This window comes from Corynebacterium hiratae (assembly GCF_009708045.1).
GTDB lineage: Bacteria > Actinomycetota > Actinomycetes > Mycobacteriales > Mycobacteriaceae > Corynebacterium > Corynebacterium hiratae.
The window spans coordinates 74,450-95,152 of the sequence record NZ_VIOG01000007.1 but is presented as its reverse complement, the minus strand read 5'-3'; the positions used below and the strand labels follow the sequence as shown (position 1 = coordinate 95,152).

16 protein-coding genes and 2 pseudogenes are annotated in these 20,703 nt (G+C 63.3%); 14 read left to right on the top strand and 4 right to left on the bottom strand.

Going from position 1 to position 20,703, the window contains the following annotated elements:
* Positions 1-337: 337 nt before the first annotated feature.
* On the bottom strand, positions 338-1,831 hold the full coding sequence (locus tag FME68_RS07735) for an FAD-binding oxidoreductase (protein ID WP_439329291.1): 1,494 nt from the start codon (positions 1,829-1,831) through the stop codon (positions 338-340).
* A 3-nt stretch (positions 1,832-1,834) separates the two neighbouring features.
* Positions 1,835-3,142, bottom strand: a complete 1,308-nt coding sequence (locus tag FME68_RS07730) for a class I SAM-dependent methyltransferase (protein WP_158397053.1) — start codon at positions 3,140-3,142, stop codon at positions 1,835-1,837.
* Between the two features lie 381 nt (positions 3,143-3,523).
* Here FME68_RS07730 and secY point away from each other — a divergent pair, with 381 nt between their 5' ends.
* The 12 genes and pseudogenes from secY (at position 3,524) to eccB (ending at position 13,128) form a co-directional block, all read left to right on the top strand.
* Positions 3,524-4,849, top strand: a complete 1,326-nt coding sequence (gene secY, locus FME68_RS07725; protein ID WP_046648460.1) for a preprotein translocase subunit SecY — start codon at positions 3,524-3,526, stop codon at positions 4,847-4,849.
* The gene (locus FME68_RS07720; RefSeq protein ID WP_046648459.1) at positions 4,849-5,394 is read left to right on the top strand and encodes an adenylate kinase; all 546 of its coding nucleotides are present in this window, start codon (positions 4,849-4,851) and stop codon (positions 5,392-5,394) included. The genes secY and FME68_RS07720 overlap by 1 nt, the downstream gene beginning before the upstream one ends.
* A 15-nt stretch (positions 5,395-5,409) precedes the next feature.
* On the top strand, positions 5,410-6,204 hold the full coding sequence (map, locus tag FME68_RS07715) for a type I methionyl aminopeptidase (RefSeq protein WP_049156995.1): 795 nt from the start codon (positions 5,410-5,412) through the stop codon (positions 6,202-6,204).
* Positions 6,205-6,255: 51 nt separating this feature from the next.
* Complete coding sequence (locus FME68_RS07710) at positions 6,256-7,047, top strand: L,D-transpeptidase (protein WP_158397051.1); 792 nt, start codon at positions 6,256-6,258, stop codon at positions 7,045-7,047.
* A 226-nt stretch (positions 7,048-7,273) separates the two neighbouring features.
* A complete protein-coding gene (gene infA / locus FME68_RS07705; protein WP_003854422.1) occupies positions 7,274-7,492 on the top strand; it encodes a translation initiation factor IF-1 in 219 nt (72 codons plus the stop codon).
* 188 nt (positions 7,493-7,680) lie between these two features.
* Positions 7,681-8,049, top strand: a complete 369-nt coding sequence (rpsM, locus tag FME68_RS07700) for a 30S ribosomal protein S13 (RefSeq protein ID WP_039673764.1) — start codon at positions 7,681-7,683, stop codon at positions 8,047-8,049.
* A 3-nt stretch (positions 8,050-8,052) separates the two neighbouring features.
* A pseudogene (rpsK, locus tag FME68_RS07695) lies at positions 8,053-8,456 on the top strand (30S ribosomal protein S11).
* A 21-nt stretch (positions 8,457-8,477) separates the two neighbouring features.
* Positions 8,478-9,083: a 30S ribosomal protein S4 gene (gene rpsD / locus FME68_RS07690; RefSeq protein WP_010189536.1), complete on the top strand. Its 606-nt coding sequence runs from the start codon at positions 8,478-8,480 to the stop codon at positions 9,081-9,083.
* A gap of 69 nt (positions 9,084-9,152) precedes the next feature.
* Positions 9,153-10,163 carry a DNA-directed RNA polymerase subunit alpha gene (locus FME68_RS07685; protein ID WP_010189530.1) on the top strand — a complete coding sequence of 337 codons (1,011 nt, stop codon included), beginning with the start codon at positions 9,153-9,155 and terminating at the stop codon, positions 10,161-10,163.
* Between the two features lie 79 nt (positions 10,164-10,242).
* Positions 10,243-10,731, top strand: coding sequence for a 50S ribosomal protein L17 (rplQ, locus tag FME68_RS07680; protein ID WP_158397048.1), 489 nt, complete (start codon positions 10,243-10,245; stop codon positions 10,729-10,731).
* A gap of 223 nt (positions 10,732-10,954) precedes the next feature.
* Complete coding sequence (gene truA, locus FME68_RS07675; protein ID WP_158397046.1) at positions 10,955-11,815, top strand: tRNA pseudouridine(38-40) synthase TruA; 861 nt, start codon at positions 10,955-10,957, stop codon at positions 11,813-11,815.
* Positions 11,816-11,868: 53 nt separating this feature from the next.
* Positions 11,869-13,128: a type VII secretion protein EccB gene (eccB, locus tag FME68_RS07670; RefSeq protein ID WP_158397043.1), complete on the top strand. Its 1,260-nt coding sequence runs from the start codon at positions 11,869-11,871 to the stop codon at positions 13,126-13,128.
* Positions 13,129-13,312: 184 nt separating this feature from the next.
* Here the strand turns inward: eccB and FME68_RS07665 are convergent.
* Positions 13,313-14,281 (bottom strand): annotated as a pseudogene (locus FME68_RS07665) (S8 family serine peptidase); the annotation flags it as partial.
* Positions 14,278-15,609 (bottom strand): type VII secretion integral membrane protein EccD, encoded by a 1,332-nt coding sequence (eccD, locus tag FME68_RS07660; protein WP_158397041.1) that lies wholly within the window; start codon positions 15,607-15,609, stop codon positions 14,278-14,280. The pseudogene FME68_RS07665 and the gene eccD, both read right to left, overlap by 4 nt.
* A gap of 129 nt (positions 15,610-15,738) precedes the next feature.
* On the opposite strand from eccD, the gene eccCa reads away from it, so the two are divergent.
* On the top strand, positions 15,739-19,461 hold the full coding sequence (gene eccCa / locus FME68_RS07655; protein ID WP_158397038.1) for a type VII secretion protein EccCa: 3,723 nt from the start codon (positions 15,739-15,741) through the stop codon (positions 19,459-19,461).
* Positions 19,458-20,570, top strand: coding sequence for a type VII secretion-associated protein (locus tag FME68_RS07650; protein ID WP_158397036.1), 1,113 nt, complete (start codon positions 19,458-19,460; stop codon positions 20,568-20,570). Before eccCa ends, FME68_RS07650 begins: the two co-directional genes overlap by 4 nt.
* Positions 20,571-20,703 lie beyond the last annotated feature (133 nt).

Genomic DNA, 20,703 nt, shown 5'->3' with positions numbered 1-20,703 from the left:
TTTTGGTCCTGGCCTAGGACACAAAGGGTATTAGTACCATTTGAAAGGCACCTTATGGCTTCAGTGTTATGCGATGACCTGGGGATTTACCCAGCGAGCCCCGCAAAAGGCATTAGTACCTTTTGAGGGGAACCTTATGGTCCAGATGTTATGCGATGACCAGGGCTTTGGCTGCGGGAGGCCCGCAAAAGGCATCTCTCAAAAGGTATTAATGCCTTTTGAGAGGAACCTTATGGTGAGAAATTTATGCGGGCCTAGTTGGTTGCATAAGGCGCGGCGGTGATGCTGAGGCACAGTATGCCGTGGTGATGCTGAGGCACAGCGTGCGGTGGGGCCGTTAGGCGTCGTTGACCGTCTTCTCGTAGAGGCCCGGGAAGCGATCATCAGGGTCGGTCACGGCCTTGATGCGCTCTGGCAGGTCGCCGCCATAGAGCTCCGCGAACTGCTCAGGGGAGTAGAAGGCCTCTGAGTACAGGGATTTATGTCCGCCGAGTTCGCTGACCTTGGCCTCGATGACGCGGTTGAAGGCGCCATTGCCAGGGGCCGAGGGATCGACGTGATTGCCCTCCACGCCGGACCAAAAACCGACGTTGATCCAGGTCTGTCCTGGGCGCAGGGGGTAGAGCGGCCACGGGGCCGGGGAATCAGCGGCAAGCGAGCCGGTGCCGATGAGGTCCTCGACGCCCTCGCGCAGCCGAATCGGACAGAGCCACACCGGTTGGATGTCGGAGGCTTGGAAGAACCAATCCAAGAATTTCGGCAGATTGTCCGGTGTGACTTCGATGTCCTGGACCACGCGCTCGCCGCGGGGCAGACCCTTCGGCTTCTTGATGAAGTTGTACTCCAGCTCGTACTTGCGGTCTAAGCGCACGAGCTTCCAGTAGAAGGAACTGCGGCGCAGCTGTCGCGGCCACACCTCGCGCACGCGCGGATTCTGCGCGCCGAACGCGCGGGAGCACCAGAACCAATCCGTATCCCAGCGCCAGATATAGTCGCGCACCGTGAGGCGGTCGCGGCGGATCCCGCTCTGGTGCTGGAGGCTGCGATAAAAGATTTTCTCCCGCGTGTAATCCGAGGTTGGCCCTTCCTCATCCGTAAAACGGGTCAGGACGAGGTATGACTCCTCCGGTGAGAAGACCACGCCATCGAGACCGTGGACCTCGACGTCGTCGTAGGTGCGGGTGAGGGAGACGTCGTCAAGCGCGTGCGTGAGTGAGTTGAAGTCGTTGAAGCGCACCTGACGCAGCTCCACGTAGGGCTTGACCGCGCGCAGCTCAATCTTGAGGCGCACCGCATAGCCTAGAGAGCCGTAGGAGTTGGGGAAGAGGCGGAAGAGATCGACGTTCTCCTCGCGCGAGCACGTCACAATATCCCCGGTGCCGGTCAGGATATCCATCTCCAGGACGGATTCGTGGGGAAGGCCGTCGCGGAAGCTCGTGGACTCGACTCCCATGCCCGTCACCGCACCGCCGAGCGTAATGGTCTTGAGCTGCGGCACCACGAAGGGCATGAGCCCGTGCGGCAAGGTGGCGTCGACAAGGTCCTCGTAGGTGCACATGCCCTGGACCTCGGCGGTCTGCACAATCGGATCGACCTCAATGACCCCACCCAGGCCGGACACATCGAGGCCCGCCTGCTGCTCGCTGCGCCCGCGGAACAGGTTCGAGGTCTTCTTCGCCAAACGTACGCGCTTATCCTTCGGCACCGCGTGGAAGCTACGCAGGAGCTTGTCGACGCCCTCCTCATGCGCCTTCCAGCCACCGGCGGGACTTCGATTGCGTCGACGCTGCGATGATTGCGGATGAGATCGATTAACATGGAACTCCTTCAAGATTTAGAAGCGCGAATCTTCCCACCAGCGGCGCTCGGGCACGCCGGCGCGGGAGCCAGCATCGCCCAGTTTGACGCCCAAGAAGTGGTACAGGTTGATGATGTTGTGCTCGAAGCCCCACTCGGAGCCGGCCATGTAGATGGCCCACAGGCGGGCGGTGGGAAGGCCCACCAGCGAGCAGGCTTCCTCCCACGTTTCCTTGAGGTTCTCACACCAATCATGCAGCGTGCGCATGTAGTCGAAGCGCAGGGACTCGGTGTGAAAGACCTCGAAGCCGGCGTCCTGCATGCACTTGGTGATGGTGCCGGAGCCGGAGAGTTCGCCATCGGGGAAGATATAGCGGTCGATGAAGCCGCCCTTCGGCGTCTTGTGGTTATCCGGGTAGGTGATGCAGTGGTTGAGCATGAGGCCGCCCGGCTTGAGCTTGCCGTGGAGGAAGCTGAAGAAGTCGGGGTAGTTCTTGACTCCGATGTGCTCGAGCAACCCGATGGCGGAGATGGCGTCGAAGCCTTCCTCGGTGACGTCGCGGTAATCCAGGAAGCGGATCTCCGCGAGATCTTCTAGGCCCTCCTCCTTGATCTTGGCCTGGCCCCACTCTGCCTGTTCCTTGGAGAGGGTGACTCCCAAGGACTTCACGCCGCGCTTGGCCGCGTAGCGCACCATGCCGCCCCAGCCGCAGCCGACGTCCAAGTGGCGGTCGCCTTCCTTGAGCCGCAGCTTGTCGAAGATGAGGCGGTACTTGTTTTCCTGGGCCTCGTCGAGCGTGGCGTCAGGGGAGGGGTAGTAGGCGCAGGTGTACGTCATCGAGTCGCCGAGGAAGAGCTCGTAAAAGTCGTTGCCCACGTCATAGTGATCGGAGATGACTTCCGCGTCGCGCTCCTTGGAGTGTTTGGATAGACCCTCGTGGAGCTTGCGGCGCAGCCACGAGGCACGCTCGACATCCGGGACCGGCTGGATTTGAAAAGCACCCATCGAAGCCAAGGAACGCGCGACGCGAGCAAGGGTTTTCGCGTCTGGGCGGGAGAACGTGTCATACATTGCGTGCAGCGCGTCGAAGATGCCGTAGGGGTGCGCCGGGTGTTCCCCCTCGACGGTGATTCCGTCGGTGACGTAGGCGCGGGCGAAGCCTACATCGCCCGGGTGTGTGGCGATGTAGGCCAGGCCCTGCAGGTTATTGATTCTGACGGTGAACTGCGCGTCGGCTGGGCCGGTTGCGGAACCGTCGAAAGCTTCCCAGCGGAAGGGGTTGGGGCTGGGAACGAAGGTATCGATGATCTCAGCCACGGTCATTGGGGAGAATCGCTTACTCATAAAACTACATACTACTTTCGGATTAAGGTTAGGCAGATAGAAGACGGCCATACTCTGTGGCGCCCCGGGGCGCCGCTTGAGAGGTCGAAAAGACGTAGAAATGTTGTAAGGACATTGCCTTAGGGCAACGCGGTCCATGGTAGGCCTCATGCGTCGATGGCGCTAAGGGGGAAACTAATCCGAGAAGGATAAGCCTGGTTTTCGCGGGGCCAATGTGGCGAAAGGGGGCGGGGCTGGTAGGGTAATGGGGTCAAAACTGTCCAACCGTTCCTATGAAGGACCTTAAGAAGGTTCTTAACTTTTGGGAACAGATGAGATCCACCCCCGTGCGCGGCGAATTCGAACCGCACAGCAAGCGCGGTAGGCCAGGAGGATTGAGTAGTGTCCGCCATTTTGCAGGCTTTCAAAGATGCCGACCTGCGGAAGAAAATCATCTTCACGCTCGTGATGATTATTCTCTACCGCGTTGGCGCGCAGATCCCGTCGCCGGGCGTTGATTACGCCACCATCGCCGGTCGCCTTCGTGACCTTACGGAGGAGTCCGGAAACCTGTACTCGGTGATCAACCTGTTCTCCGGTGGTGCGCTGCTGCAGCTGTCGATCTTCGCCATCGGCATCATGCCGTACATTACGGCGTCCATTATCGTGCAGCTGCTCACCGTGGTTATTCCGCACTTCGAGCAGTTGAAGAAGGAGGGTCAGTCCGGTCAGGCGAAGATGACGCAATACACGCGTTACCTCACCCTTGCGCTGGCCCTGCTGCAGTCCGCGGGCATCGTGGCCTTGGCGGACCGCGAGCAGCTCCTGGGCCAGGGCGTGCGCGTCTTGGCGGAGGACCGCAACTTCTTCACCCTCGTCGTGCTCGTTATCACCATGACTTCTGGTGCAATCCTGGTGATGTGGATGGGTGAGCTGATTACGGAGAAGGGAATCGGCAACGGCATGTCGCTGCTGATTTTCGCCGGTATTGCTACCCGCCTTCCTACCGACGGCGTCAACATCTTCCAGAACAATGGTGGTCTGGTCTTCGCCATGGTTCTCACGGGCCTCATCGTTCTCGTCGCGGGCATTACCTTCATCGAGCAGGGTCAGCGCCGTATCCCGGTGCAGTACGCAAAGCGCATGGTGGGCCGCCGCCAGTACGGTGGCTCTTCCACCTACCTGCCGCTCAAGGTCAACCAGGCCGGCGTTATCCCGGTCATCTTCGCCTCCTCGCTGATCTACATGCCGGTGCTCATCACCCAGATCGTCAACTCCGGCTCCCCGGGTGTCTCCGATAACTGGTGGCAGCGCAACGTCATTGCTCACCTGCAAGCACCGAGCTCCTGGCAGTACATCGTCCTCTACTTTGTGCTCACCATCTTCTTCTCCTACTTCTACGTATCGGTTCAGTACGACCCTGCGGAACAAGCCGACAACATGAAGAAGTATGGTGGATTCATCCCGGGTATCCGCCCGGGCCGACCGACCGCCGAGTACCTAGGCTTCGTGATGAACCGCCTGCTGTTCGTCGGTTCGATCTACCTGGCGCTCATCGCTGTTCTGCCGAATATCCTCTTGGACCTCGGCGTGGGCACTGCAGGTGCCAGCGGCACCTCCGCCTTCGGTGGTACCGCCATCCTCATTATGGTCTCGGTTGCCTTGACTACGGTCAAGCAAATCGAGTCCCAGCTTCTACAATCCAACTACGAAGGACTGCTTAAGTAATGCGTTACGTACTCCTTGGCCCTCCCGGTGCCGGCAAGGGCACCCAAGCCGCCCTCCTCAGCGAGAAGCTCGGCGTTCCGCACATCTCCACCGGTGACCTCTTCCGCGCCAACATTGGTGAGGGCACCCCGCTTGGTGTAGAAGCCAAGTCCTACATCGATGCCGGCAAGCTGGTGCCGACTGACGTCACCGCCCGCATGGTAGAGGACCGCCTTAACCAGGATGACGCCAAGGAAGGTTTCCTCCTTGACGGCTTCCCGCGCACCGTGGAGCAGGCCGACATCCTGGCGAAGCTCCTTGACGACAAGGGCCTCAAGCTGGATGGCGTGTTGAACTTTGAGGTGTCCGAGGACGTCGTCGTCGAGCGCATGCTCGCCCGCGGTCGCGCAGACGACACCGAGGAGACCATCCGCACCCGCCTGGGCGTGTACCGCGAGGAGACCTTCCCGCTTATTGAGCACTACGGCGATGCCATCATCTCCGTGAAGGCTGAGGGTTCCGTTGAGGAGATCAACGAGCGCACCCTGAAGGCCATGGGCAAGTAATCTGCCTTTTAAGCCATGGCTTTTCGACGACGCACTAAAACCATCCCCGCCCGCACCCCAGGCGAGCTCGATGCCATGCAGGCGGCCGGCGAGATCGTCGGCCGCGCCCTGCAGGCGGTACGCGCTGCCGCAGCGGTGGGCGTGAGCACTCTGGAACTCGATGAGGTGGCCGAGCAGACCATCCGCGATGCCGGTGCCGTGCCCACCTTCAAAGGCTACGGCGGGTTCCCGGGTTCCATCTGCGCTTCCGTCAACGACGTCATCGTCCACGGCATCCCCAGCAAGGAAATGCTGCTGGCTGAGGGGGACCTTGTTTCCATCGACTGCGGTGCCACTCTCGACGGCTGGGTGGGGGATAGTGCGTGGACGTTTGGCGTCGGTAAGCCCAGCGCCGAAGCGCAGGCGCTGAGCGACGCCACCGAATGGGTCCTCCACGAGGGCCTCAAGGCGATGGTTCCGGGCAACCGGCTGACCGACGTCTCCGCTGCCCTCGAGCAGGCGACTTACCGCGCCGAGGATAAATTCGGCGTCGAGCTCTTTATCGTCGATGGCTACGGCGGCCACGGCATCGGCCGAGAGATGCACGAGGAGCCCTACCTGGCCAACGAAGGCAAGGCAGGGCGCGGTCCCCTCATCCAGGAAGGTTCCGTGTTGGCCATCGAGCCGATGCTGACCCTGGGTACTGAGGACAGCGAGGTCTTAGAGGATGACTGGACCGTGGTAACCCTCGATGGCTCGTGGTCGGCGCACTGGGAGCACACCGTCGCGGCGACGGAGAATGGTCCCCGAATCCTGACCCCGCGCTACTAAAACACGTCTTTCGGGTAGGAAATCATGGTCGGAAGGTTTATACTTCTTGCCATGTCTAAAATTCGCTCCCGCGCTGGTGCTCGCTCCCTACGCCGAGCCACCGCAATCGGCCTTCTGACCGCTACTCTCTCGGTCGCCCCGGCCGCACATGCACAGACGGTCCCCTCTATTGATTCCCTGTCCTCCAACGTCCAGTCCCAGCTTGATGAGTTCGCTGGCCAGACCCGTGAGAACGCGTGGGCTAGCCGCAACCAAATGCTGGAAGCGCTGCAGAATGTTAACCCGCAGGCAGCCGATGCTCTTCGCCCAGTAATCGATGGCGCTATTGAGCTCGTCTTCCCGGGCCTCATCGAGCAGAAGAACGCCGAGATTCGCGCTGCTCGTGAAGCTGAGGAGCGCGCCCACGCTGAGCAGATTGCTCGCGAGAAGGCCGCCGCTGAGGAAGCCGCGCGCAAGGCTGAGGCTGAGCGTCAGGCGCAGCGCTTCGATGTTGGCCCGTGCCCGGCAGATGCGCGTATCTGCGTGGACCGCGATGGCCGCCGTACCTGGCTGCAGGACGGCAACGGCAACGTCACCTACGTTGCGCAGGGCATGTCCACCGGTAAGCCGGGTGAGGAAACCCCGGCCGGCACGTACTACATCAACCGTAAGGTGAAGGACGAGATCTCGTGGGAATTCGGTAACGCACCGATGCCTTACGCAATGTACTTCACGAACAACGGCCACGCCTTCCACGAGGGCTCCCCGGCCTACCAGTCCAATGGCTGCGTGCGCCTGACCCACCAGGATGCCGTGCGCTACTGGAATGATGTCCCGGTTGGTTCCAAGGTCTTCATCTACTAGAACGTAGCGGTGGCCAAGCCACCGCTACAGGTCATCTGCCTCCCGCGCTTGACGGCGACGGGAGGTTTCTGTATTTGGAAAACGGGTCTTTGCAGCGTATGCTTTAGTGCTGGTGTCTGTACGCAGCCGGATTGGCTGCTGAGGACACCAGGCAGTAGACACCAAACATGCAGGTGGAGGCGTCGCCAAGCGTGGCGAAAAGAACTCCATCAGAAAAGTAGAGGTTATGGCTAAGGAAGGCGCAATCGAGGTTGAGGGTCGCATCGTCGAACCCCTGCCCAACGCAATGTTCCGCGTCGAGCTCGACAACGGGCACAAGGTTCTTGCCCACATCTCGGGCAAGATGCGTCAGCACTACATCCGCATCCTCCCAGAGGATCGCGTTGTTGTGGAGCTGTCTCCTTATGACCTGACCCGCGGACGCATCGTCTACCGCTACAAGTAAAGACTGTAAGCCTCCTCACCCACGGGACGCGCCCTTCGTGCGTCCTTTTTTACCTCAGGCTGCGATGGCCTGAGCCCACGCTGCTAAGCATGCCCACAGTTTCCCCGGCACGGCCCGGGGCGAAGCGTATGCGTGGCGGGGGACGGATGAGGAGAAAACCATCGTAACAACCCGAAAGGACTCGCCATATGGCACGTCTAGCTGGTGTTGACCTCCCGCGCAACAAGCGCATGGAGGTTGCTCTCACCTACATCTACGGCATCGGGCCTTCCCGTGCCAAGGAACTGCTGGAAAAGACCGGCATTTCTCCCGACCTGCGCACCGACAACCTCGACGACGATCAGCTGTCGGCGCTGCGTGACGTCATTGAAGCTACCTGGAAGGTAGAGGGTGACCTCCGCCGCCAGGTTCAGGCTGACATCCGTCGCAAGATTGAAATCGGTTGCTACCAGGGCATCCGCCACCGCCGTGGTCTGCCCGTTCGTGGTCAGCGCACCAAGACCAACGCTCGTACGCGCAAGGGTCCGAAGAAGACGATCGCAGGAAAGAAGAAGTAAAACATGCCACCCAAGACTCGTTCCGGCGCGCGCGTGGTGGTCGTCGCGTCGTAAAGAAGAACGTGGCCGCTGGCCACGCATACATCAAGTCCACCTTCAACAACACCATCGTGTCCATCACGGACCCGCACGGTGCTGTCATCTCCTGGGCATCCTCCGGCCACGTCGGCTTCAAGGGTTCCCGTAAGTCCACCCCGTTCGCAGCGCAGATGGCTGCTGAGAACGCGGCCCGCAAGGCCATGGACCACGGTATGAAGAAGGTTGACGTTTTCGTCAAGGGTCCGGGCTCCGGCCGCGAGACCGCCATCCGTTCCCTGCAGGCTGCAGGCCTCGAGGTTTCCTCGATCACGGATGCCACCCCACAGCCGCACAACGGCTGCCGTCCGACCAAGCGCCGCAAGGTTTAAGGGAAAGGAAGAGGTAAGAAAATGGCTCGTTATACTGGCCCCGCTACCCGCGTATCCCGCCGTCTGCGCGTCGACCTGGTCGGCGGCGACATGGCATTTGAGCGTCGCCCGTACCCTCCGGGACAGGCTGGCCGCAACCGCATCAAGGAATCTGAGTACCTGCTGCAGCTCCAGGAGAAGCAGAAGGCCAAGTACACCTACGGTGTGCTGGAGCGTCAGTTCCGCCGCTACTACGCCGAGGCTAACCGCCTTCCGGGCAAGACCGGTGACAACCTCGTCGTTTTGCTCGAGTCCCGTCTCGACAACGTGATCTACCGCGCAGGTCTGGCCAACACCCGCCGCCAGGCTCGCCAGCTTGTCTCCCACGGTCACTTCACCGTGAACGGCAAGAAGATCAACGTTCCTTCCTTCCGCGTTACGCAGTACGACATCATCGATGTTCGTGAGCGTTCCCAGAAGATGGAATGGTTCGAAGAGGCTCAGGACCGCCTGGTTGACGCCAACGTTCCGGCGTGGCTGCAGGTCGTTCCGGACACCCTGCGCATCCTCGTGCACCAGCTGCCCGAGCGCGCTCAGATCGACGTTCCGCTGCAGGAGCAGCTCATCGTCGAGCTTTACTCGAAGTAATCCTTCGACACTTTCATCTTTACCCCTTCTACCGGCGTCAAATAGCGGGCGCCGACAAGGAGAAACTCCATGCTTATTTCCCAGCGTCCTCAGCTCACCGAGGAATTCATCGACTCGTCTCGCTCTAAGTTCGTTATCGAGCCGCTCGAGCCGGGCTTCGGTTACACCCTCGGTAACTCGCTTCGTCGCACGCTGCTTTCGTCCATCCCGGGCGCGGCAGTAACCTCCATCAAGATTGACGGTGTGCTCCACGAGTTCACCACCATCAATGGTGTGAAGGAAGACGTTTCCGAAATCATCCTTAACGTCAAGGGTCTGGTTCTGTCTTCCGACTCCGACGAGCCGGTGGTCATGTACCTGAGCAAGGAAGGCCCGGGTGAGGTCACTGCAGGCGATATCCAGCCGCCGGCTGGCGTGGAGATCCACAACTCGGATCTGCACATCGCATCGCTGAATGAGTCCGCCAAGCTGGAGATGGAACTCGTCGTCGAGCGCGGCCGTGGCTACGTTCCGGCTGCCGCCACCTCGGGAGAAATCGGCCGCATTCCGGTCGACCAGATTTACTCCCCGGTGCTGAAGGTCTCTTACAAGGTCGAAGCTACTCGTGTTGAGCAGCGCACTGACTTTGACAAGCTGATCATCGACGTCGAGACTAAGAACTCGATTTCCGCACGCGACGCCCTGGCTTCCGCCGGCGGCACCCTGGTCGAGCTCTTCGGCCTGGCTCGCGAGCTGAACACCGCTGCTGAGGGCATTGAGATTGGCCCGTCCCCGCAGGAGACGGAGTACATCGCCGCCTACAGCATGCCGATCGAGGATCTGAACTTCTCCGTCCGCTCCTACAACTGCCTGAAGCGTCAGGAGATCCACACCGTCGGTGAGCTCGCTGAGTGCACCGAGTCGGACCTGCTGGATATCCGCAACTTCGGTCAGAAGTCGATCAACGAGGTAAAGATCAAGCTGGCTAACTTGGGCTTGGCCCTCAAGGACACCCCTGAGGACTTCGACCCGACCCAGCTCGAAGGCTACGACGCAGAGACCGGCGACTTCAAGGACCCGGCTTCCGACGATTCCGAGTAAAGAATTCCACTGAATCGTGACGGCGCGGCTTTTTGCGCCCCGTCGCGCGCTCAATTAATCCGCACACGAGGAGTACATAATGCCTACCCCCAAGAAGGGTCCGCGTCTCGGCGGCTCCGCCAGCCAGCAGAAGCACCTGCTGAGCAACATGGCAGCGAGCCTGTTCGAGCACGGCGCAATCAAGACCACCGACGCTAAGGCGAAGCTGCTTCGTCCTTACGCCGAGAAGATCATCACCAAGGCGAAGGCCGGCACCGTTGCTGACCGTCGCGCAGTTCTCAAGCTCATCCCGCACAAGGATGTTGTTGCCTACCTCTTCGACGAGCTGGCACCGAAGTTTGAGAACCGTGAGGGTGGCTACACCCGCATCATCAAGCTGGACAACCGCTCCGGCGACAACGCCCCGATGTCCCAGATCTCCCTCGTTCTCGAGGAGACCGTGACCTCTGAGGCTAACCGCGCTACCCGCGCTGCTGCTTCCAAGCAGGCCGAGGAAGCTAAGGCTGAAGAGGCTGAGGCTGAGTCCGCTGAGGCTACCGAGGCTGAGGAGACCACCGAGGAGAAGTAATTCTTCTTTAGGTCTTCGAAGGGCCCGCGCTCACCACGATGGTGGGGCGCGGGCCCTTGTCGTTTTCTACGGGCCACGGCGCAGAGAGAGGGGAGCAGTGCTGGGGGTGTACCGTTTTAACAAATAAGGGTCCAAAAATTGCACTTTTCAGGCCACTATTTGTTAAAACGGACCACGGACGCAGTTCCCACGGCACGTGGAGCGCACGGTATCATCAACCCCCATGAGTGAAAGCGTTCGCCTGCGACTGGACTTGGCCTATGACGGCACCGACTTCCACGGGTGGGCCCGGCAGAAGGACGGCCTTCGCACGGTGCAGCAGACCATCGAGGAGAAGCTGGCCATGGTCTTGCGCCACCCGGTGGAGCTCACGGTGGCTGGGCGCACCGACGCGGGCGTGCATGCCAGCGGCCAGGTCGCGCACTTTGACACCACCCGCGCCGCACTAAGCCAGCGCAGCATCGATGGCGATCCCGCCAAATTGGTCCGGCGCTTGGCCAAGCTGCTGCCGGTTGACGTCCGCGTGCACGCCTGCACCGAGGTGTCGCCCGATTTCGATGCTCGCTTTTCGGCGCTACGCCGCCATTACGTCTACCGCATCACCACTCATCCGCGCGGCGCGCTGCCGACCCGCGCTCGGGACACCGCAACGTGGCTCAAGCCGGTGGACCTGGATCTGATGCAGGCCGCCGCCGATCAGTTGGTGGGTCTCAACGATTTCGTGGCCTTCTGCAAGGCCAAGCCACACGCCACGACCATCCGCGAGTTGCTCGCCTTCGAGTGGAAGGACGTCTCAACGCCCGCAGAACCGCAGCTTTATGAGGCACACGTTAGCGCCGATGCCTTCTGTTGGTCCATGGTGCGCTGCCTCGTGGGATGCTGCCTGCGGGTAGGCGAAGGTTCCCGCGATGTGGAGTTCGCGGCCCAGATGCTTCAGGAAACCAGCAGGTCCTCCCAGATTCCCCTCGCCCCGGCCGCGGGGCTGAGCCTGGTTGGCGTGGACTATCCCGACGCAGACCAATTGGCTGCACGCGCGAAGATGACTCGCAGCCGTCGCGCTGCGGAGGACACGGAGTTGGGTTAATCTAGACCCCACTGCACCAGGGAGGGTGGTGCACTGATTCGGGGAGGATTTTCATGGCACGCGCGTTGCCTACTACCAAGGCCCAGGTATCCGGGCACAAGTTTCTACTGCGTCGGCTCGAGCACGGCTTGGTGTTCGGGGATATCAGGATGATCCATGATCCGCTGAAGCGGCGACGGCGCGCACTGCTCGGTGGAGTAGCTGCAGTCGCATTCCTTAGCCTCGGTTCGGGGCTCATTGCGTGGATGCAACCGGATCCGCAACCCGGGGATGCGCCCGTTGTCCGTTCTGCGGAGGGACAGCTTTTAGCACTGGTCAATGGCACCTACCACCCGGTGGCTAACCTGGCGTCGGCCCGGCTCATTGCCAACGAAGCGGTGGAGCCACATGCGGCCGGGGATAGCTTTCTAGACCAGATAAGCTTAGGCACCCCGCTGGGGATTGCGGATGCCCCGAACCTCCTTGCCGCTGCGACAGGGGAGGAGCCAAGCTGGTCAGCCTGCTTGGAGGAATCCACCGAAGGGGAGAACTGGCAGTCCAGCAGTCGCGTCGGCACCGTGACCGTGGTGGCGCACCATGCCGTTCCAGGATTCGACGAAGAGCACGCCGCCGTGGCGGAATCCGAGGGCACGCAGTGGTTGCTCACCGGTCAAGGGCGCGTCGTGTTGCCCGAGGCCACGAGCACGCAAGGCAGGGTGCTGCGCCGCGCCTTGGGGATGACCGCGGAGACGGCGGTGTGGAGCGTTCCCGCGGAGCTACTCAATGCCTTCGCCGAACTGGAGCCGCTGAGTTTCCCAGCCGCGCCCCCTGAGATTCTGGATACCGGCGAACAACTGTGGGCGCGAACCGAGCAGGGCGTTTTCTCCATCACCCCCACCCAGGCGGAGATGCTCGTCGGCATGGGCGCACAGCGTTTGCCGGCACAGTCGCAGGAGGTAGCCGCGCTTGGCGACGTCCCACCGACCTTCAACCTCCCGGCTACCCGCATGGACTTCCTGTCTCCTGAGCAGGGCTGGTTGTGCGCGACGAACCAGCATGGAGCCGGTATGACGCGCCCGGTGTCAGCCACCGTGGACTTGCCGGGTGATTCGGCGGCGCAGCGTTTCGCCGGTCTGCGGGCGGGCGTGGGCGTGGACAGCGGGCATGGTTATCACGTGGTCTCTGCCACCGGCAGGCGCCACGAGCTGGCTAGCGCCGGGGAGCTAAACGCGCTGGGCCTGGGGGAACCGGAGCGGGTGCCGTGGGAGATACTGCGTCTGCTGCCGGAAGGTTCTGCCTTGAGCCGCGCAGAGGCCTTAAAGAATGAGCACTGATAACAGCCACGAGGACGAGGAACCCCAGGGCCCCGAGGAGTAGACGCACCATAGGCCAGCCTTGGGCGGCCGGTGCCGCCAACGGTGTCACCGTAAAGGAACGCTCCTCGCGGGTTTCGGCCGCAGGTCGAAAGGTCACCGCGGTGAGGGGATCGACCACTCCGTGGCCGGGCTCGGCGGAATCGATGACGCGTTGGCGCAGCTGCGCCGGGGACTCGTCGGGGTAGCGCTGCACCAACAGAGCGAGCGTTCCGCTGACCAGGGGCGCGGCGAAAGACGTGCCTTGAAATAGGGTATCCCCCTTGGCACTGGCCCAGCCGCCGCCGGGTTCCAAGGCGAGTGGTACGTTGCCCTCTGCGCTGAGAGGTGCAGCGATGGAGTAATCCGCAAGGTCGTACGGGGTGGCTAGGGCGCCAACCGCGAGGACAGTATCCGCCACGGCGGGGAAGACCACATCACCTTGTTCACAGCCACCGGATGTCGCGTTTCCCGACGCCGCCACCACCACCGCCCCAGCGTCCTCCGCGCGCTGCAGCGCTGCGTCCAAGCCCGATCGATCCACCCGTGAGGCGGCATCCGGCGGGACGCAGGACACGACGGAGACGTTGATGACCTGAGCTCCCGCGTTCACGGCATCCTCGATGGCAGCAGCTAGGCTGGCCAGCGTTCCGGAACCGTGGTCTTCCTCCGCTGAACCATCGGCCCCTGCCGAGTTATCCGGCGCCGGTTGCCTGAAATGCGAACTGGTCTGCCGGATGGCGTAGATCTCCGCATCCGGGGCCACGCCGAGCTCTTTTCCCGCAATGACCCCGGCCACCACCGTGCCGTGCAGGTCACAGTCCCGTAGCGGGTCGGGCTCGTCTGGGGTTACGAAGTCCGCTCCCGGTGTCACGCGCAGCTGGGGGTGCGCGGCCACTCCGGTGTCGATGACCGCGACCTTCACCCCGGCACCCGTGGCAAAAGAGTGCAGCCGCGCGCGATAGTCCGAGTATTGTGCGGAAGGCTGTGGCCCTTCCGCGGCGAGGGTAGCCTCCGCGCACGCGGTGTCTGGCTCGCGGGCAGCAGCTACCGGCCCGGACAACACGCAGGACCCCCACGCCAGACCAGCGCCAAGAGCAGCGCTGGCAGCACCAATTCGGATCCCCAAGTTCATGAGCCCAGCCCCCTAATGAACTCGAAAAGCCCAGCCAGGTGTGCGGCGAGCGGCAAACACGCAGCCAGCGCGAGGGCTTCGGCGCGCTCGAACCACACGATGGTGGTCGGCTCAATCTGCCGTAGCTTGCCTGCCCACACCGGTACTGACAGCATGGCCATAACGATGAGCCCCGCGACGACGCTGAGCACCCATGTTTCCGTGGTTGGCGCAGAAAGCAGCTGCCACTCGCGCAATGGCACAGCCACCGCGGCACTAGCAGCGGCGAGGCCATAGATACCCAGTGCCCACGCAGCAATGGGCCGGGCATGGCGTGCTGCATGCACGATGACCCCGCCAGCGATACTTACACACAGCGCTTGGGAGGCCCCCTGGGTTGCCGCCGCGTTGGCGTTTAATGCGATGAGGAGCAGGGCAGGGATGCCCGCCACCGCGCAGCCCACCGCAATGCCCTCGTAGGCCTGCCCGGCGCGCCGGGCAGCGAGCGCGTTATCGGTGGGTACCTCGTCCGAGATGCTTAAGTCTTGCCCGGCGGTGGGAAGCTGCGGCACGCGCAGACCCGCCAGCCGCGTGGTCAGCAGGGGAGCGCCCGCCAACAGCCCCACGGTGGCGGCGAGGAGCGGGGCGGGGCCGAGGAGGCCGACGAGCACGAGCAGGCACCACGTCGCGGCAGTAGCCCGGTCCCGCAGCCCGCCGATGCGTACCAGGTGGGAGAGCACCGCCGTCGCACCGACGGCGGTCGCGGCCCCCACGACGGGTGCCGCCGATACCGCAGTACCTGCAGGTCCAGCGACAAATGCTGCGCCAGCGGCTAACCCGCCCGCCAGCCCTGCGGCGACGTGCGCGGTGGCGAGCAGAGATCCTCGCCGCGTCCATACCGCAAGAACGAGGGCGAGGAGTGCAGTGGCGGCGCAGCCGACCGTGGGGGACAGTGTTGCGGCAAGGAGCCCACCGCCGGCGATAAGGCCCGCCACACCCCACAGCCCAGCCAGGCCAGAAAGCTGCGTGGCGGAGACATCGGCGGCTAATGCTTCCGCGGCGTCGCGCACGATGGGTGCCGGCGCCGGTGCATCCGGGCTAAGCACCAGCACGGAGCCTTCTTCTACGCTGGTGCGATCCAGTGGCGTGGTCATCGATATGGTCTTGCCCGCCGCGGTAGTGGCGCGCCACAGGATGGGTGCTGGGGGAACGTCGACAAGCACGAGCAGCTCCCCCAGCACCTCCCCGAGACTGGAAGAAAGCGGCAGTGAGATATCCGCTTCTTTGCGGGTCTGGCCTGCGTGGATACGGACGGTGACGCGGACAGAATGCGCGAGTGCGCGAGTCATGGAAAATACCTCCCCCGAGAAAAATTTCTGGGCAACCCCTTGCCCATTGCCTCACATTGTGGCTTACTGGTGGCACGCTGTCCACCGCTTAAGGAGGCGGTGGAGTACTTCGGGGGGAAGGACTTTGACATGCGCGTACCTACACGCGTCGTTGACACCGGGCTGTCGTCATATCGGGAACCAGCGCCACCACTGCCGCAAGGCAGCATTGATGCCGAGGCCGTGCCGGAGGCGGCCCGTGCCCAGCCCGTTCCGTTGGTTCGCCTGCTTATGCCGCTGGTCATGATCGCGGCCATGGTGGGCATGGTGGCGCTCATGGTTCTCGGCGCGGGTGATGCGCGCCGGATAAGCCCCATGAGTCTCATGTTCCCGCTCATGATGCTGGCCAGCATGGCGATGATGTTCAACCCGCAGGGAGGCGGGCAGGATCCGGACGAAACTCGCCGGACGTACCTGCGTCACCTCAAGGCGCTGCGCGAGGAGGCGCTGGAGCGCGCGGCGGCGCAGCGCGCGCATGAGGAACACCGCAATCCGGCGCCTGGGCAGCTCGGCGCGTTGATTCCGACGTCGCGCCTCTGGGAGCGGGATGCGGATGCCCCGGATGCGCTGGAGGTGCGGGTGGGCACCGGGCCGATGGCACTGTGCACGCCGATCAATGTTCCAGATTCGGGTGCCGCGGAAGACCTCGACCCAGTGTGTGCGGTGAGCCTGCGCCAGACCGTGCGCGCGGTGGGAACGCTGGCGGATATGCCGGTGGTCATCCAGCTCCAAGCCTTCCCTATCGTGGGGCTGGCCGGTGCGGATGCGCACGGTATGGCCCGCGCGCTGCTGTTGCACCTGGCGGTACTGCATGGCCCGGAAACCGTGGGCATTGAGTACCACGGGGAGAGCTGGGAGTGGCTGAAGTGGCTGCCGCACTCGAGGGATCCGGAGAGCGCTCAGTTTCGTATCCGCGTCGTGGAGGAGGACCACCGGCATCGCGGTGTACTGGACAAAGAGGGAGCGCCGGGGGACGCCCCGACGACCATCATCGCCGTGGGGGTCACACCTCATTCGCCGCTGGGCCGCCGTGCGGAGGACGAAGGCATTTACCTGCGGGCGGAAGGCGCGCTGTCCGTGGTCACCGCCGCGGGGGAGGAGGAGCTGGGCAGCTGCGCGCTTGTCGACGTTCCCGCGGCCCTCCTCCACGCCCGCACGCTTGCGCCCTATCACCGCCCCTTCGGCGGCGATGCTACGGCAGCGCCACGGCACGGTCGCGATGCGGACCTCCCCGCGCTGCTGGGCTACCGGGACGTGGATGCGCTGCAGGCCTCCGGCATGTGGCATGGCCGCAGCCCGGCCGAACGCCTGCGCGTGCCCATCGGTGTGGACGAGTCCGGGCAGGCGGTGGTGCTCGACCTGAAGGAGTCGGCGCAGGGCGGCATGGGCCCGCATGGGCTGTGCATCGGTGCTACGGGCAGCGGAAAATCGGAGCTGCTCAGGACACTCGTCGTGGCCCTAGCCGCCACGCATAGCCCGGAGGAGCTCAACCTCGTGCTTGTGGACTTCAAAGGTGGCGCGACCTTTCTCGGCTGCGAGGAGCTGCCGCACACCTCCGCCGTGATTACCAACCTGGAGGAGGAATCTACCCTGGTGGAGCGCATGTACGATGCCATCTCCGGGGAGATGAACCGCCGCCAGGAGCTACTGCGAAAGGCCGGCAACTTTGCCAATGTGGGCGAGTTCAACGCCTCCGCTGCCGCGGTGGCGGAGCATGGGCCGCTGCCGGCACTGGTCATCGTGGTGGACGAGTTCTCGGAACTGTTGGGCCAGCACCCGGACTTCGCCGAGCTTTTTGTCGCAGTGGGAAGGCTCGGCCGCTCACTACACGTGCACCTGCTGCTGGCCTCCCAGCGCCTGGAAGAAGGGCGCCTACGGGGATTGGATTCGCACCTGTCCTACCGCATTGGCCTGAAGACATTCTCCGCCGGGGAGTCCCGCCAGGTCCTCGGTGTGCCCGACGCCTACCACCTCCCCGCCCAGCCGGGAGCCGGCTACCTCAAGACGGATGCCGATGCCCCCACGCGTTTCCAGGCCTCCTATGTGTCCGGCCCGGTGACGCGCCGGGTAGCGCTAGAAGATGATGCTTCCGCACAGCACACGGCGCGCCTAGAGCTTTTCACCGGGCACTGCGCTGCGGTAGAGGACGTGGACTATGCAGTACTCGTGGACTCCTCGAGCACCCTCCTTGACACCGTGGTGGGGGCTGCCCGGGACGAAGCCGCCGGGCGCGGTCAATCAGCGCGGCGAATCTGGCTGCCGCCTTTGCCCGCCGTGGTGGAGCTGTCCAGTGTCGCCGCTGTGCAGGTAGAACCGCCCGGCGCGGACGGCGGGCTGTGCGCCGAGGTGGGGCTTATCGACCGCCCCTACCACCAGCGCCAAGACCCGCTCACCGTGGACTTCACGACGGGTGGCGGGCACCTGGCCCTGTGCGGTGGGCCGCAGTCGGGCAAGTCAATGGCGCTGCGCAGTATCGCCTCCGGAATGGCACTGCGGCACTCGCCGGACCAGGTGCGCTTTTATGTCATCGACTTGGGTGGCGGACAACTGCAGGTTCTGGAGCGGTTGCCCCACGTGGCCGGGGTGGCCGGCCGCGAGGAACCGGAGAAGGTACGGCGCATCGTCGACGAAGTCGCTGGTCTCGTGCGTCGCCCGGAATCCCGCCACACCTTCCTGATTGTGGATGGCTGGCACCACATTGGCACCTCTGGGGCGGATTTTGAGGACCTAGCCGAGCCGATTACTCAGCTGGTCGCAGATGGTGCGTCCTCCCACGTACACGTCCTCATTGCAGCGGCGCGGTGGACCAGCCTGCGGCCGTCAATCCGGGACCTTATCGCGGCGCGCCTCGAGCTGCGTCTGGGTGAAGCCATGGATTCCCTCATTGACCGCAAAGCACAACAAAAACTCCCGGCAGCGCCCGGGCGGGGCATCACGCTGGCGGGGGAGAACCTGCTCTTCGCTGCGACGTCCCCGCAGGATATCGCTCATATCTGCGGAGTGCATGCGGACGCCCAGCCGGTCCCGCCGTTGAAGATGCTGCCCGCCCTGCTCACCGAGCTTCCACAACCGGCCGGGAGCCCACCGACCGGAGTGGCTTGGGGAATTGGCGGGCCGGACCTGGACCTTCTGACGTGGGATCCGACCACGCAGCCCCACCTCGTGTGCATTGGTTCTCAAGGTTCCGGTAAGTCGCAGTTCCTCAGCGTGATTCTCGCCGGTATCAGCCAACTGAACCGGGAGGAAGCCCGCCTCGTGGTTATCGATGAGCGCCGGGCACATTTGGGGACGCTGGATGAGGAGATGGTGGCGGTATATGGGGCGTCGGCAAGCGCGGCCACCCAGGCCATCCTCGATACCGTCCGCACCTTAGAGCAGCGCCTCCCCGGCCCCGAGGTCACTCCCGCGCAGTTGGCCGCGCGGAGCTGGTGGGAGGGGCCGGATATTTACCTTGTCATCGATGATCTCGACTTGGTCAGCGACATTGCCCTGGCACCACTTGTGGAGATTCTTCCGCACGCCCGCGATGTGGGCCTGCACCTAGTGCTCGCGCGCAAATCAGGAGGAATCGGGCGCGCGCTGTTTGGGCAGTTCCTCTCGGCAGTGCGCGACCTGCAGCCAGCACTGCTGCTTCTCGACGCCGACCGCGACGAAGGCGCCATCTTCGGCATCAAACCAGTAGCGCTGCCGCCCGGCCGCGGCCAATGGGTCGTGCGTGGGGCACCCCAAGGCCTGGCACAGGTGTATGTGCCGGACACCGACACACCAGAAGAACCACCACACACCACATCCAGCAAGGGAGATAACCAATGACCGCTACTCATGCACTGCGCACACCGTCGACTACGCCAGAGACCACACTCGTTATCACGGTGCTCGACGCCGCCACGATCTATGAGGGGCCGGAGACGATCTACCGCTACGACTTACCCGGCACTGGTATCGCCGAAGGCTGGGCGCTCGACGCCGTTCTTGACCAGGCAGAAAAGGTCTGTGGGGCGGAGTGGCCGGAGGTAAGCGCCGAGGTGGTAGCGGATCCATCCGGTACGGACATCACTGACGAGGCAGTGAGCATCCTGCGCCGCCAACTCACCGGCGCAGGCGCGACGGTAGTGGAACCAGAACCATCGCCGCCGGTGGTGGAACAAACACCGACTCTTACAAGGGCGGTTGTGGACGGGCACGACGAGGGCCATGCAGACACCGTGACAGCTGAGCGGCCGCGAGTCACGCGCGCGCGACGCTCCCATCGCGCGACACCACACCGCCTTTCTGCGCTCGTGGGAGGCATCGACCCCTTCTATATCGCCATCGCGGTCATGGTGCTCGTCGTGGCCGGAGTGTCCTGGTGGGCCGTGGGGCGCAAAGACGCAGCCTTAGCAGCCGCGACACCACACCAGACGGCGGTAAGTACCTCCAGTGCTGCCCGTTCGCCGGGTACGGCCCCGACCCAGAGCTCGGACGCGCTGACTGAGGAGGGCGGGACGCAAGGCTCGCCCGGGGATACCGGCAGTGCGCAGCTGCGTCCGGGCCAACAAGCCATCGACGTGGAAGGGATGTCCTTGGTCTTGCCACAGGGTTTTCGTACCAGCGTGGAAGATGGGCTCGTTACCGCGGCCGGTGAGGATCCCAACCTGCGGATCCTTGTGGCTGCGGATCCGCTTTTCAACGTGCCCGTTGACGTCCTTTTTGCGGAGATCAAGGAGCAGATCGAATCCGATCCCGCCCTCCGCGATCCGGTAGAGGAGTCCGGGCGTCTGACCTATACCGAAGACCCCGGCGATGGCTCGCGGGTGACCTGGATGATGTGGGAGGACAAAGGCCACCAGATGTCCGTGGGCTGCCACACCAAGTTCGAGCCCAACGTGGTGCAGAAGGCAGCGTGCCGAATGGCAGTGGAATCGCTGGTCAAGAAGGGCTAAGCAGCGGGAAGCCAGAAAAACTAAAAACTTTGAAACCGGCGGGAACCGATGCACCACTAACTCAGTCCAATAAGGGTGAGAAGGACACAGGGTGCTTCTCGGGGGGAAAGAAACACACATCAGGCCCCGTAGT